Annotated in this window: 8 protein-coding genes; all 8 read right to left on the reverse strand. The window is 34.3% G+C overall.

Annotated elements, in window-relative coordinates; translation table 11 throughout:
* Positions 1–85: 85 nt before the first annotated feature.
* Entirely contained in the window at positions 86–493 is a 408-nt protein-coding gene (locus L2586_RS01610; protein WP_235291014.1) for a TonB-dependent receptor, read from the reverse strand.
* Positions 486–3,713 carry an FG-GAP repeat domain-containing protein gene (locus L2586_RS01615; RefSeq protein WP_235291015.1) on the reverse strand — a complete coding sequence of 1,076 codons (3,228 nt, stop codon included), beginning with the start codon at positions 3,711–3,713 and terminating at the stop codon, positions 486–488. Before L2586_RS01615 ends, L2586_RS01610 begins: the two co-directional genes overlap by 8 nt.
* Positions 3,710–6,979 carry a VCBS repeat-containing protein gene (locus L2586_RS01620; protein WP_235291016.1) on the reverse strand — a complete coding sequence of 1,090 codons (3,270 nt, stop codon included), beginning with the start codon at positions 6,977–6,979 and terminating at the stop codon, positions 3,710–3,712. The genes L2586_RS01615 and L2586_RS01620 overlap by 4 nt, the downstream gene beginning before the upstream one ends.
* Before the next feature lie 79 nt (positions 6,980–7,058).
* Complete coding sequence (locus tag L2586_RS01625; protein ID WP_235291017.1) at positions 7,059–8,558, reverse strand: RagB/SusD family nutrient uptake outer membrane protein; 1,500 nt, start codon at positions 8,556–8,558, stop codon at positions 7,059–7,061.
* Between the two features lie 22 nt (positions 8,559–8,580).
* A complete protein-coding gene (locus tag L2586_RS01630) occupies positions 8,581–11,577 on the reverse strand; it encodes a SusC/RagA family TonB-linked outer membrane protein (RefSeq protein WP_235291018.1) in 2,997 nt (998 codons plus the stop codon).
* A 518-nt stretch (positions 11,578–12,095) separates the two neighbouring features.
* The gene (locus L2586_RS01635) at positions 12,096–13,661 is read right to left on the reverse strand and encodes a sodium:solute symporter family transporter (RefSeq protein ID WP_235291019.1); all 1,566 of its coding nucleotides are present in this window, start codon (positions 13,659–13,661) and stop codon (positions 12,096–12,098) included.
* Position 13,662: 1 nt separating this feature from the next.
* Positions 13,663–14,346 (reverse strand): helix-turn-helix transcriptional regulator, encoded by a 684-nt coding sequence (locus L2586_RS01640; protein ID WP_235291020.1) that lies wholly within the window; start codon positions 14,344–14,346, stop codon positions 13,663–13,665.
* 292 nt (positions 14,347–14,638) lie between these two features.
* Complete coding sequence (locus L2586_RS01645) at positions 14,639–15,958, reverse strand: vanadium-dependent haloperoxidase (RefSeq protein WP_235291021.1); 1,320 nt, start codon at positions 15,956–15,958, stop codon at positions 14,639–14,641.
* Between the last annotated feature and the right edge of the window lie 142 nt (positions 15,959–16,100).

The raw sequence follows: 16,100 nt of genomic DNA on the forward strand, positions 1-16,100 counted from the left end.
TTTTGGGATTGCTTATGCAGTTCTAAAACAACCTTCCATTCGGCTTACTTGTTCTTTAAGGGAGTATGGATTGAGGGACCATATACTACCTCGTTTTAATATTAATTACGCCTTCTGATCCACGTACACCATAAAAGGCAACATCGCCCGGATCCTTTAGTACTTCTATGTATTCTAGTTTTGTACCGGAAACCAGAACATAAGTATCTGCAAAACTATACATTTGCTTACCATCTACAAAAAAGGCAACTTTAGACTCGCCTTTATTTTGAGATCTTATAAAAACTTGAGCTGACCTACCTTGGCCATTGATTCTTACACCTGAAAACTTTCTCAAATGGCCTACCAAATCGACTGAGGGCTCAGGATTCATCATTCTGTTTCCCTTAATCCTACTTTTTAGTTGATCATCAGAAGAATTTGTAGTATTAGAGGTTGTGCTGCAAGACGTAATAATCCATGTAAAGCATATAAAAAGTAGCCATTTATTCATATCCGATTATTTTTAAACTTTCATTGTTTCGCGCAATAACAAACATTTCTTTATCCTGAATAAGTATTGGTTTTATTTTTCTTGATTCACCTTTTATGGTTAATCCAGGTAAGTCTGCATATTCAAATTGCCCATTTCCTTCATTAATTAAAATTGAACCAAAATTTGCATCGTTTCTACCTAGCTGGATATTATTACCATAGAAGTTTCCAACAAGAATAACATCCAATTTGCCATCGTTGTTAATGTCTTTTACGATGCCACTTTTCATTGAGCTATATTGTATTTCATTAGGTAGTTGATGACTTTTGAATGTCATATCTCCTTGATTTTCAAGATAAACACTTTTATAGAAAGATGCCGTTAATATTTCAGAATTTTCCGTATTTACTAAATCTTCGATACTGGTTTTTGCAAAATCAGCAGCATGTAAATACTTCTTCTTTAAAAACGGTATTTGTGTTTGTAATTCGATCTTATTTGCAAATGGGATTTCTTTTCCATCATGTGAATAAGTAATGATTTGTTCTCTGCTACCATTATCATCAAAATCTGAAACAAACATTTTGATGCTTTGACCATTCCATCTTGTATTCTCTCCAGAATTGAGTGCAATGATATCTTCATCACCATCATTGTCAAAGTCTGCCGTAATTAGCCCATTCCACCAACCATTATTTTCTGAAACTGGAGATGTAGTAATTTTTCCTCCTGAAAAATTAAGCCGATCTATTGCACCCCATTCGTATGCAATGATTAAGTTTTCATGATCTAACCATATGGCATCTTTTACCATTCCTTTTATTTCAACATTTGCAATAGGAGTAAATTTCCCTTTTCCATCATTCTGCACTAAATAAGAGTTGGGTTTTTTGCCATATTGCCATGGTTCAGATCTTGCTCCTAGAAAAATGTCCGGGTACCCATCTTTATTAAAGTCAGCTACAGAAAGAACTTTCCCATTGATATGAATGTCAGAAAATGCTGAATCATCCTTTTTGAAGGTTCCATTTTCTGATTGTAAATATAGACGGGGCATAGTATATTCACTAGCGTTTCTGTACTCGCTTCCACCGCTTAAAACAAGTAAATCATTTATTCCATCCTTATTGAAGTCTAGAATTAAAGCATCTGTATCTTCATAAACAGAATCAGCTTCTATGGCAGGTAGTATTGTCTCTATAAATAAACCAGAAGGAGTTTGTAGTAAAGTTTTCGCCTTGTTTTTCTTAGAGGAGCCAAGGAATATATCATCTAATCCATCTTTATTCAAATCCCCAACAGCTAATGCGGGACCCTCTGACGCAGATGTTAGTGGAATTAGTGGTTCTCGGTCGAATTCATTGAATGCATTTTCAATATGGTAAATTTCTAAGTCTATAGAATCCGTATAATCATAGAATTCAAGATCTATAGATTCTTCTTTTATAAGATCACTAGTAAATGTGGGTAATTTTTCTTTGTAGATAACTGTAAGATTTCCTGTACTTTCTGCTGTTAAAGATTCGTAAGTTTGGTCGGGCCATATAACTAGTATTTCATCGCCAGATTCTATGCTTGCTAGTAAAGGTTCTTCCACGCTTGATAGAAACCCATGAGTTGGCATCTTTTCAAAGAATTGCATGTTTCCGTTTTGACGCGTGATATAAACTTTAGCTCCTATTGCATTCGGATTATCCTTGCTACCCTTCATGATGATTTTACGGAGAGGATTGGATAGTTGATTATTTTTATAAATGAAAGCTTCGTCGTTAATATTATTCGTCACAATGTCATAATCTCCATCGTTGTCTAAATCGGCGTAAATAGCACCATTAGAATAACTAACTTTGTTTCCTGTTATATGATGGTTTACTTTTGAAAAAGTAACATCACCATTATTAAAAAACATTTGGTTTTCTAACTTAATTTCTGGAATAGACGCAAGTAAATCTACATCACTCGATTCTAAAGTTCCCTTTTCTGATTTCTGCTGTACTTGATGGCTGCTAATAAAGTTGATGTAATCGATATCATTCATTCTTTTCGGGATCCCATTCGAAACAAACAGGTCTTTTAAGCCATCGTTGTTATAATCTGCTAGAAGTGGAGACCAAGACCAATCTGTAGCATGAATTCCTGCAAACATGGCAACTTCTGAAAAGGTACCGTTTCGATTGTTTAACTGTAGCGTATTACGTGCATATTGATGATTGTATCCAAATCTTAGTTTATAGTTGAACGTGTTAAGTGGATCGTCACCTTCAGAACGTCTTAGTATTTCAGGATCGAAAGGTAGCATATCTAGGCTGATGATATCTTGGAATCCATCATTATTGACATCTGCAATATCCACTCCCATCGAAAACCTAGAAGTATGCATGATCTGATTAGTGATGTCTTCTTTAAAAGTTCCGTCTTTCTGGTTGATATATAAGTAATCATTTTCGTGAAAATCATTGCCAATGTATATGTCTGGATAACCATCTTTATTGATATCTGAAACAGCAATACCTAGTCCATATCCAATTTCATTCGAATGAATTAAGGATTGTTTAGTGACATTAGAATAGGTACCATTTATATTTTCAAAAAATTGATCACCAGCAGTGGGGTGCATTCTCCCAATAAAATTAGCTCGCGGTGCAAATGCATTATTATTATGAATAGTGTGGTTAAGGAGAAACATATCTAGATCACCATCTAAGTCATAATCGAAGAAGGAGGATTGAGTGGAGAATCCAGAAAAATTTAGTCCGTATTTTGCTGACTCTTCTTTGTAAATCGGAATGCCATTTTTAATCTCTTGGCAAATGTATAATTTGTTAAAGCCCTTATTGCTTCTGAAATCTCCTAATTCACAAACATATATGTCTAGTAGACCATCCGAATTGATATCAACAACTGAAACGCCTGTAGACCATGTGTTAACCAAATTAGGAAAAGAAGTGTCAGTGGTTTTAATAAAGGAGAAGTCACCTTGATTCAAGTATATTTCGTTCTGAACTTGATTCCCACTAAAGAATAAGTCTATCAGGCCATCATTGTTGAAATCTCCAGCTGCAATGCCTCCTCCATTATAGAAATACATATAATCAAGTATATTCATTTCAGGTGTTTGGGAAAGCTTATTGTTAAAATCAACACCAACTTGACTGCCCTCTAATAGTTCAAAGAAGTCTGGATCTTGCGAACAAGAAATGAAACTGAATAGGGTAAGAAAAAGAATTATTTGTTTCAATTTTCTGGAATTTTATATGACCGAGGTTTTTGATTGTTAATACCTATTACTAGCTTATCGTCTATTACATCCATTGATCTTATAACTCCCCTTATCCCTAGATTACCTACATATTGGAAGTGTCCATTGCCATTATTTTTGTAAATATCACCTCTACTTGCATCTAACATTGAGAATTGAGGAAGTAGGAAGTGGTTATTCCCCCCAGTTATTAATTCCTTGCTTCCATCATGATCAAAATCTTTAAATTTAATGACATTGATATTTGATATTTGGGCTGGAGAAGGTAGACTAACAATTGTAAAATCACCATTTCCATTATTAATTGCAATAATGGATTCAAGAAAGTTAATTTGCTTTATAGAAGAAGTTTTTAAAATCTCAGGAGGGAAAAGTTCATGAATTGATTTTTCTGCGTAATCTACATGATGTAAATTTTGTTTTTTTAACATTGGAATTTGCTCTAATAGATCATTTTTCATATAAATGGGCTTATCTTTTCCATCTACACTTCTTGTTATAATTTTCTCAATTGATCCATTATTATCAAAGTCATTAATCCAAATTAATAACGGATGAAGGGAGTCTGCTTTCAGTGCAAAATTTAATCCCATATTTCCAAAAGCTAAATCTAAATCTCCATCATTATCTACATCCTCAGCTTCTACATCCTGCCATAAACCAGAAAAACCAGATAAGTTCGAGTCTTTGATGTCAAATGTACGTCCATTATAGGATAAAATCTTAGGTGACATCCATTCACCTACAAGAACAAGTTCTTTATTTTCATCACCCATAATATCCACCCATACAGCATCTGTTATCATTCCTGCAAGTGCTAACTCAGGTGCTAATTTATTCGTTACATCTATGAATCCGCCTCTTTGATTATTCATATAAATAAAGCTTCCAGGACTAAGTCCATAGGCTCCAGGAGTAGATCGACTCCCAACGAAAAGATCTAGGTAACCATCACCATTGAAATCATGGCTTTTAATGCATGCGGTATTAAACGCATTAGGCGGTATAGCATTGTAACTATAGTCAAAAACACCATTGTTGTTTATGTAAAGTCGGTCAATGAATGCTTTGTTTTGGAACTGGACATTATTACCTCCTGAACCGACTATTAAATCGAGATCACCATCATTATCTATATCCACAAACTCCGCAGCAGTATCTTCATAGGCTTGAAATCTATTCCAGAAATCTGTCTGTACTGATTCGAATCCATTACTATTAGAAAAATATAGTTGAGCTGTGGAATTATGAGCGCTACCTAGAAAGATATCTAATTTGCCATCTCCATTAATATCACCTGTTGCAGAGCATGGTCCTTCCTTCGAAAGCTGCATAGGTATATTTCTTTCAAAGTAAAAATCAACGAAATCGTCTTCCTTATGCGCTTCGAAATTATTGTCGATTTCAGCTAGAAATGGTTCTGAATTTTTCTTAGAAGAAATCTCTGACCTCTTTTCTTTTTGAATTTCTATTTTATTGTATTCGTTAACTTTCCAGTCGATAACTGACTGACTAGAGCCATCTGGCCAGAAAACATGGATAGAATCTATATCGTTTCCATTTCCTAGTCCAAAATTCAATCGTTTATCAACGGACGATTGAAATCCTCTCGCAGGCATTACCATCTTAGTGTAGATATTATCACCTGAATACAGATTAACTTTTGAACCAATGGCATCCACGTTAGTGTCTTCACCAATCAATTGAAAGGCAATAAAGTCCTGTTTACTGTTATTTCTATATAAAAGTGCTTTTTGATTTACATTGTTGATGACAAGATCTAAGTCTCCATCATTATCAAAGTCACCATAAGCTGCTCCATTAGAGAAGGTTTTTTCACTTAGTCCCCATTGGTCTGAATAATCGCTGAACTGGTTATTTCCAAAATTTCGAAAAATTTTATTTTCAAGTGGAACAGATGGCATTTTATTAATGATTGTCTCAATTTCTTCTTTTTCTCCTGTAAGGGCTTGTTTTTGTATGATGTCGTTAGCAAAAAAGTCAATAAAATCCTGGTCAATTACATCTTTGTAAATACCATTACAAACCAGTATATCGGTATTTCCGTCATTGTCTGCATCCATAAAAAGTGAACCCCAACTCCAATCTGTTGCTTCTACACCTGCAAAATTTGAAATTTCTACAAACTCCCCATTACCTTTATTTAGTTGCAAAGTATTTTGCATGAATTGATTATAGAAACCTTGATTGGACTTAAGAGTGCGGAGGTCAATGTTGTCAAACGTCGTAGTCTGCTTCAGACGGCTGTCCTGTTTTGGTAACATATCTGTCACAAACAATTCCACGGAACCATCATTATTAATATCGCCAAAATCAGCACCCATAGAAGAATGAGAAATATGATCTATTTTTTCTTCTAACGATTCAGTGTAAGTGCCATTTTTATTATTGATGTACAGATAGTCTCTCTCGAAAAAGTCATTACAAACATAAATATCTAGGAATTTGTCATCATTGACATCCATAACCATAACGCCTAAGCCAAAACCAATTAAGCTGCCATAAATACCAGCTTCTTTGCTTACGTCTGTAAACGTTCCACCCTCATTTCGAAGTAGCTTATCTCCACCGCCTTTAAGAAAATCTTTTACTGGCCAGTCTTCTGATCTTAGCGCTCTTTTGTTATTATAGTTTAATGTATTAACAGGAATGAAGCTATTGTTTAAAATATATGCGTCAAGATCTCCATCATTATCATAATCAAAGAAGGAGCAATGAGTTGTATATCCACCATCATCTAGACCATAAATGGCAGCCTCGTCTATAAAAGTATTGTCACCTTGATTGATTAAAAGAGTGTTTTTAGAATCAGCATTTTCTCTTTGCCCAGCGTTGCAGACATAAATATCAAGAAGACCGTCATTGTTAATATCAACCATTGTAACTCCTGTGGACCATTTGTTTTTCACCTCTGTTCCTGAGCTTTCTGAAATATCTTCAAAATTAAAATTTCCTTTATTTATGTAAAGTTTATTTGATCCAAGATTTGACGAAAAATAAATATCTGCTAGTCCATCATTATTTACATCTCCCACAGCCACGCCGCCCCCATTATAAAAATTTCTATATGTGAAAATGTTAAATTCTTCTGTATTATAAATCTCGTTGATGAATGAAATAGAAGAATTTTCGGAATCTATTTTTTCAAAAAGCTTGGCTATAGGAGTTTCCTTATTACAAGATATAAGAAGAAGTAAAGCTCCGATAAGCGATAGTTTGTTCATGAGATGTTTTTAATAAAAAATAGGCTGTCCATATTGCACAGCCTATATTATCATAATTAAACTTAAAAATTTGCAGAGATTAATAGCCTGCGTTTTGTTCCAAATTTGGATTTGAAGCTAAAGCAGTAGAAGGTATAGGGAATAGTACCCTGTTCGCATCTGTAACTGTTTTGAAAGACCACTCATTAGTGAATGTTCCGAAACGAATTTGGTCTGTTCTTCTGTATCCTTCCCAGTATGTTTCTCTTCCCAATTCATCGAGAAGTGAATTATCATCAATACTTGATATTGTATTAGCACCTCTGATGGTTCTTAATTCATTAATCATATCAAGAGCTGATTTGTCGCTAGTTCCTCCTCTATAAATGGCTTCAGCTTTCATTAAATGAGCACTTCCATATCTCATGAAAATATATTCTCCAGCATCTGCTGGGTGGTATTTAATTGCACGGATACCTTTTTCCGTTGCTGCACCTGCTAGTGGTACATCAGGAGTGAAAATTAAAGGAGCTTGAGATCTTGTATCGATCAAAATATTCCCATCATTATCATATTGTTGTCCAGCTAAAAAGCCTTTGCCAATTCCACCAAATTCTGATCCGTCTAATTTAGGATCTTGTGATTTTCTCGAATCACCATCTTCAAATTTAGAATAAAAGTCTGCTAGTGTAGTAAAGCCATTCCAACCAGATGGGTTTTGGCTATAATGTAAAGTCATCATCCATCTGTTTTGGGCAGAACCTTCAGCAGATGTAAGAATGATTTCAGGAGATGGATTAGCAGTGAAAATGTTAAAATAATCACTATCCAAGTCGTAACCTTCTGCTTTGATCAGGTCTACATATTCTATTACTTTATTCATATCAGCGACATCAAAAGTATACGGACCCGCTGGATCTGCAGCTTTATATACGCCAGCATTTAAGTGAAGTTTAGCAAGTAAGAAATATGCTGAAGCTTTTGAAGCTCTAGAGTTTGTTGCAGATGGGCCTGTAGATGGTAGGTTAGCAATAGCAGATTCTAGGTCACTTTTGATAAAATCATAAGCTTCAGATCTTGTTAAAACTTTAGGATCTACATCTGGTCCTTCTGTTACTTCTCTGAATGGTACTTGTCCAAAGAAATCCATTGCATGATAAGTGAAAAAAGCTCTTAAGAACTTAGCTTCAGCTTCTTGCTGAGCATCTGGTCCTGAAGCAATAATTTCATTCGTTTTATAGGCATTACCATGAAGGCTATTCCATGCTCCTAAAACGGAAGTATGTGTAGCATCCCAGTTATGCGCATGCAATGTTCTCCAGACACCGTTGTCACCCCAATCCACACCTCTTGTAGGTGGGATCATTTCATCAGAAGTATGCGTTCCAAGTGCATACATATTGTTCTGATCCGTAAAAGCAGCAAAATCTTTATATGAAGAATTAAGTAATTCGTCAGGATCTCCTGGGATAAATCCAGCTGATCCTCCTTCTTTCACAATTGAATCTGTAGGGTTAACGCTTAAGTCTGTGCAGGATTGCAAAGAAATAAATGACCCAACAATTATGAATGATAAAATATATTTGAAATTTAACATCATTATATTTTTTTTAATTTTTTTATTAAAAACCTACGTTTAGACCGAAGGTTAATGTTTTAGCTCTCGGATATGCCGTGTAGTCAATTCCAACTGAAGGAATTCCGTTTAAACTTTTGTTCGTATCTACTTCCGGATCTTGTCCGCTGTAGTTAGTGAAAAGTAAAAGGTTCTGACCAGTTGCAAAAAGTCTCAAATTTGTAAATCTAGAATTTGGCATATTGAAAGTGTAGCCAAGATTCATATTCTGTAATCTTACGTAAGAACCATTTTCTAAGAATCTCGTACTTACGTCAGGAGCATTTAAGTTTGACTCTCCATTTCCTACAACATCCTTAGTTACGTTTCTACCATTCGCTAAAGAACCAGCAGTAAAGAAAGCATTCGCTGTGTTGCTGTATATGGAATGACCAAATTGACCGTTAAAGAAGAAGCTAAAATCTAAGTTTCCGAAAGAGAAACTGTTAGTTAATCCAAGGCTAAGTGTTGGAATAGGCTGAGCTCCAGTAAATACTTGCTTATCACCTTCTCCGCCATACACAGAAATTCCATTGTCATCATAACCGTCAAATTCTCTAAGGAAAAAAGCATAGAGTGGTTGACCTTCTTGAATTCTTTGTGCGAAAGCGCCAGTTAATCCCTGTCCGTTTATTCCTCCTGTATCATTAATACCATCGTAGTTTTCTATCGTATTGATATTGTTTGCAATATTAAAGTTAATATCCCATCCAAATTTCTTTTGGTCAATTGCTACAAAATTTAATGCTAGTTCTATTCCTTTATTGATAATATCAGCATCCAGATTCTCCCATCGGAATGGCTGAGGAGATGGCTGAGCAGCAACGATCTGAAGTAATAAATCATTCGTTGTTTTTTGATATAAATCAAAAGATCCGGATAATCTATTGTTCAAAAATCCAAAGTCTAATCCTAAGTTTAATTGTGAAGTCGTTTCCCATTTTAAATCATTATTTGCAAACGAAACTGCATTTAAACCACCACCATTTACATCTCCACCTTCATTAATGTCCCAGTTGCTGTAACGAGAACGAGGTTGGAATAAGTTGTAAGGGATTTCTTGGTTTCCAGTTACACCATATCCGACTCTTAAACCTAGGTCAGAAAACATGTCTGGAATGAAACTTTCATCAATTAATCTCCATTTGAAAGCAATAGAAGGGAAAACTCCGTACTTCTGATTATCTCCAAATCTCGTAGAACCATCAGCTCTAACTGTTGCAGTAATGATGTATTTGTCGTAGAATCCAAAATTAACTCTAGAAAAGTAAGACTGTAACTCATCTGTTGTATTATTAGAGTTAGTAGGTACAATTGCATTATTGTTCCCTATATCAGCACTTGCCATATTGTTAATCATGATCAAAGGATCAGACGTATTAAAGTTAGTTAACTCAAAACCCTTAGAGTAATAGTTAAATCGTTGGTATGAGTAACCAGCTAAACCTGAGAAACTAACATTACCGAAATCTTGACTATAGTTTATGTAGTTTTCCCATAATAAATCATTTATCTGGATATCGTTAAGGTATAATCTTCCTTTGTCAATAATTCCTGCAGCATTCAGGTCTTTAGAGAAAGCACTGCTTCTTGATGAAAATGATCTATCAAAACCAACCAACGTTTTAAAAGAAAGGTTATCTGTAAATGCATATTGTGCGCTTACATTTCCTAATCCTCTTAATGTATTTGTATAATCTTCTGAAAGTTCTAAAATGGCAACCGGATTGTATTCTGTTTGACTTGGTTGAACCAATTCGCCTTGTGCATCCCTTACAGGAACTGTTGGGTTAAGTTTTAGTGCGTTACCCATTAAGTCACCTCTAAATCCAGAGTTGTCTGTTATAGGAACATTATCATCTGTAGTTTGTGCTAATGTAATCTGTGAAGCGATCGTTAATCTATCATCTAGAAATTTTTGTTCGGCATTGAATCTACCAGTGAATCTGGTAAACCCAGATTCTTTGATGATCCCTTCTTGGTCGTGGTATCCTAAAGACAAACGATAGTTACCTGCTGAGGTCATACCACCGAAAGCGACATTGTGGCTTTGTGTAATTCCAGTACGAAGTATTTCATCCTGCCAATCTGTATCTGCACCACCATCTAAAGATGCTGCAGCAGCTGCTCCATTAAAATCAGTATATGCAGCTAAAAATTCATCTGCATTCAATAAGTCATACTTTTTAGTGATTGCACTAAATCCAAGATTAAAAGAGTAATCAACAGTGTTAGCTTGTTGACTTCCTTTTTTTGTAGTAATAATTACTACTCCATTAGCACCTCTAGACCCATAAATTGCTGTAGCTGAAGCATCTTTTAAAATATCTATGCTTGCAATATCATTCGGGTTTAAAAAATTAAGAGGATTTCTTGCAGATGAAGAACCTAGACCTGAGTCATTTCCTCCTGCAGTGGATTGGGAGCCATTTAATGGAACACCATCGACAACAAATAATGGGTTATTTCCATTTCTAATAGATCCAGCACCTCTTATTCGGATGCTTGATCCAGCTCCAGGCTCACCACTTGCAGTGGTAATTTGTACACCGGCTGCTCGTCCTTGTATTAATTGTTCTGGGGAAGTTACAACGCCTTTGTTGAAATCTTCTTCCGTAACATTTACAACAGCTCCTGTTGCATCAGACTTTCTAACGGTTCCATATCCTACTACAACTATTTCGTCTAGGATTTCACCAGCTGAAAGCGCAATGTTTACAACGTCCCCTGTAATAGGTGCTAACTGGTCTGTAAAACCAGTATACGTGAAAGTTAAAGATACAGCATCTTCAGGGACTCCTAAAGAATACTTCCCATCAATGTCAGTGATGGTTCCAATTGAAGATCCAGTAACGATAACATTGGCACCTATTAAAGCTTCACCAGTTTCTGCATCAGTAACTAAACCAGTTATGGTTCTTTGAGCAGATAAGCTGAATGAAATAATAAGTCCAAGGAAAATCGTCAAAAGAGACTTCCTTAAGTGAGAGTTCATTTTTTCCATACTTTAAATTATTCTTAAATAAAATTTACAAAAACACATTTGTTTTAATCCAAACAAACTTAATACAAGCTACTTGGTATTCCGTTCGTTTGATTACTTTTTTTGGTTGTTTGGTAAAGGGTGTTAATGGCTCTATTTAATTGTAAAGTTTTGATATTCAGTATGTAATATCGGTATGGTGTGTTTTTTTGTAATAGGTTTGTTATAGCATAAAACAGAATTTAATAGTTAATGAAGTAATGAATGTGATACAAAATATTACATTTTTAGTAAATACTGATATAATAAAACGACTTTATTGTAAAATCAGTGTAATATTTCAAATAGGTGATATTGTAATAGGTCGTTTCTTCCATTTTATCTTCATTGTTGGAAACATAGATATAATCTGATTGTGAAATACTATGAAAAATTATTGATCATTATTGGAGAGATGTACTTACAAAATCTATTTTTTCAACTTTAATATTGGCTACAAATGTGAATCACTTGCAACGAGATACTACTAGATGAATTATTTAGAACTGTTTTATAAGAAAAGGTAAAATGGAAAGTAAGGTTGAAATGATAACTGCTATCGCTAATTTGATTATAAATTTTGAAGGTCTGTAGATTGCAAATTTGAAATTAAGTTGCTTATCATGATTTGTATCTGAAGTTTGAGTAAGTAGCCCCACTTGGTATAATATTATGCTTATTAGAAATATAAAACCTGCTAAAATGGTAAAATGAATAGAAATAATTTCATAAAACTGAAGGATAAATAGAATTAAGCTACTTAGGTGCCCTCCGATTAATGTAAATAATGCAACTTTTTGGTTACCTCTAGAAGAAAATATTCCAAAAAATAGTATACATACTAATGGAGGAGTTAAATAGGTAAGCACTGTTTGTGCATAAGCCCATATACCGTTAGAATGATCAATAATAGGTGTCCAGGCTAGCGAAATAAACATGATTAAGCACACGGTTATTCTCCCAATAAAGACTAATCGTCGGTTACTTAACTTAGGAAATTTCGGCTTTATGAAATCATAGACTATTAGCGTTGCAGATGAATTTATGGAGGAGTCAATAGAAGATATCATTGCAGCTAATAATCCAGCTAGAATCAAACCGATAACACCATTAGGAATTAATTCTTTAATGATGATAGCGTAAAGGTCTTGAGACTTCGATACTTCTGGGAAAACATGAATAGCCATTATGCCTGGTAGAATAATGACAAATAGTATGGATAATTTAAGAAATGCTCCAAAAAAAATTCCGTATTGTGCTTGTTTTAGGTTCCTCGCTGAAATGATTCGCTGCACGATAACTTGATCTGTGCACCAATAATAAAACCCCAAAATTGGTAAGCCTGTTACTAAGCCAAGCCACGGCAAATAACCGTTATCGATTGGGTTAACCATTTTGAAATGGTCGGTTGGCGTAGATTTTATTACAGAAATAAATGAAAAATCATGTTGGGCAAACAATGCAAAACAGATGATAATTGATATCATTAGAAAAAGAATTGCTTGGAAAAAATCGGTATATACTACAGCACTCATTCCGCCAAACGCAGTATAAGCAGAAGAAAAGATGGCAACAGCAACTGAGGCCTGCCAAACGGATACTTCAGGAATGAATAAATTAATTAAAACGGCCCCTGCAAATAACGGTCCAGCGATATGCACTGTAGAACTGATGATTAAACTTACTATCGAGAAATATTTTTGGACGATTCGGCCATACCTCTTGTTAAAGTACTCCGGGACAGTATTAATCTTGTTCTTAAGGTATATAGGAGCAATAAAAACTGCTAAAACAATAAGAACAAGTGAAGCTACCCATTCGTATGATGATGATGAAACTCCATATAAGTATGCGTCAGCAGTAAGGCCAAGCATGGTCAATGTCGAAATATTGGAAGCTAGAATCGAAAATCCTATTATTGGCCAATTCAAGCTTCTTCCTGCAAAGTATAACTGTTCAGGATTAGGGTTTCTGCTACTTACAGAATACCCAATTGTTCCTACAAAGACAAAAAAGAGTAGTATGATAAAATAATCACTATAATTTATGCTGATTGTGCTTTCCATTCTAAAAATCTTGGATGAATTCCTTCAAGTCTGTTTCTGATTCTAATTTCATTTTCTTCTTCATCCTGACTCGGGAAATTTGAACGCTAGTTGGATTGATGTTGAGTAACCTTGCTATTTCTTTCGTGTTCATTCTCATCTTGATAAATGCACAGTGACGTAAATCATTCTCAGTTAATTTGGGAAATCTAGTTTTCATTCGGTAGAAAAAATCAGAATGCAGCTGCTCGAATTGAATTTTGAAATCTTTCCAGTTATCATCGATGGACAGATTCGTTTTTATAATTCTCCTTATTTTATTAGATGAAGTCTTTACTTTCCCCTCAGCTTCAGTATGTATAAATTTTAACTCTTCATCTATTCTATTGAGTACTTCATATTGTTGATTAATTAAAAGTGTATTTGAAACAAGTTCTTTTATTTTATGATCTCGTTCTTGTTCTAATCGCATTGATTTCTCTTTCTCAGCAAGCTCAGCAAGTTGAATTTTCTCATTTGCAATTTTAATATTATTTAGATTTAGGTTTGTAACTACTAAAGCTTGTTCTGTTTCTTTTTGCTTAAGTATAGAAGAAGTTAATTTTTTAGAATAAAAAAACATTGCTAAGTAAAATATAACCGTTGCAAGAAAAATAAGTACAATGGTGAATTGATAAATAAGTGTTGTATTGTCAATTATAAGCACAATTCTGGATTATCATTAGGCAATATCGATATGCAGGTACTTCTTTCAGGACGAACGATTCGAAATAGTTTATACATTTTTATTCCTTATAATTATATTATAAAATATGATTGATTAAAAAAATGGACATCATTTAAAATGATATCCTATAATGAGTGATCTTAAGCTCTTTATGAGATCACTTATCTTTTCCTCTTTAATTTTTATTAGCTAGTATTTATGTGAGTATTTCACGTTAATACCTAAGTTTTTCATATTTTATAGCACAATATCATAAGGCTATAATGATGTGCTATATTTCTAGTTTTTTTACAATGAAATTTCCTACTTTCTCTCCTTGTTCTACACCATAATCAATTGCAGGCCGATAATGTATTCCACCGTATAGTCTACTAATAGCAGCTTCTTCTGATGCAGCTTTAAATGATTCAAATGACCGAATAGGTAAACCATATTGTAACTCCGTATCATCTTCAAATGCAAAATTTTCACCAAATATATCTGTTAAGACAACAGCTGCAGCACGGGAAATAACAGAGTGTCCACTAGTGTGTTCTGGAAATGGTGGTGTCTGTAGAATAGGTAACCAGTTTTCGTCAAAGTGTTCATTGATCACTGTTTCAGGTCTAATAAGTTTCGAACGGTACTTTTCATCCCAGCAACTTATAAAACCGTCAAACAAAGCTATAGAACATATTGCGTATGCTTCGAAGGTTTTTTCAAAACTTAAATTAGATTTTTCTGAAGCTATTTTAGTTATTCCAATCCAATGCCCACCAGGTGTTATTTTTTTAGTCGCGAACATTACATGACCAGTCTGATTCATTTTGTAAGGATTGCAATCCCAGAAATTAGCAATTTCTGTCATTTCTTTATCCGCTTTTGCTACGGCATCATACACTTCCATCATTTCAATGTAAAATTTAGATCCTTTAGTAAGGTCAAATTTTGTAGGTGGTTTTGGAATAAATTGTGTTGCCGAATCGAGAACCATTGTTCTGATTTTGTTCCAGTGTGGTTCTATGCTTGATAAGTATGCTGGAGGTGTTGGTTTCCATGTACCAGCCTCATAATCTACAGTATATTTAGGAAATGACCTAGTTTCTTTATAATTATCCGTACTTGACCATTTTAAAATCGCATCAGAAACTTTTTTTCCATACGCCAATGAGTTTTCTTTAACTTCTTTAGGGAATCCTTTAGTATCTAATTCTTTAATGAAATTGGTATGAAAGTTATGAAGTGAGTCTTCTGAAAAGATAAGCGCTTTGCTAACTAAGTGAAATGCTTGAAGTGACGCTAAATGGAATGATATCTTTTTATCTGAGTCTGGCTCAGGAATTTTGGATAATCCATTCAATCTACCAGCAAAACTCTGTAGGTTTGGATCAAGATGCCTAATAACTTCGTACCCTGCTATACTTGGATAAACATAATTCCGTGCAGCAACTGGTGGTGAGAAAATATCGTGAACGATGACATCCGTAAGTTGCTCCATATAATCATTAACAATACTTGCATCACTTACAAGTTCATCATAATTTTCAATTTCTTGTTGGCACGCTCCTAGTAATAATAAAAGGAAAAAGGAGGTCACTATTAAATTTCGCATCATTTAGTAAATCTAATTAAAATAGAGCGAAAAGATAAAGTGGATTGTAATTCAAATGTCATTTTATATAGTCTTGTATGAGTTCGTTGTCTTAGGAATCTTACTTACAATTTAATAAAACTTAAATTATTTCTAATAATTT

This window comes from Portibacter lacus (assembly GCF_021533215.1).
GTDB lineage: Bacteria > Bacteroidota > Bacteroidia > Chitinophagales > Saprospiraceae > Portibacter > Portibacter lacus.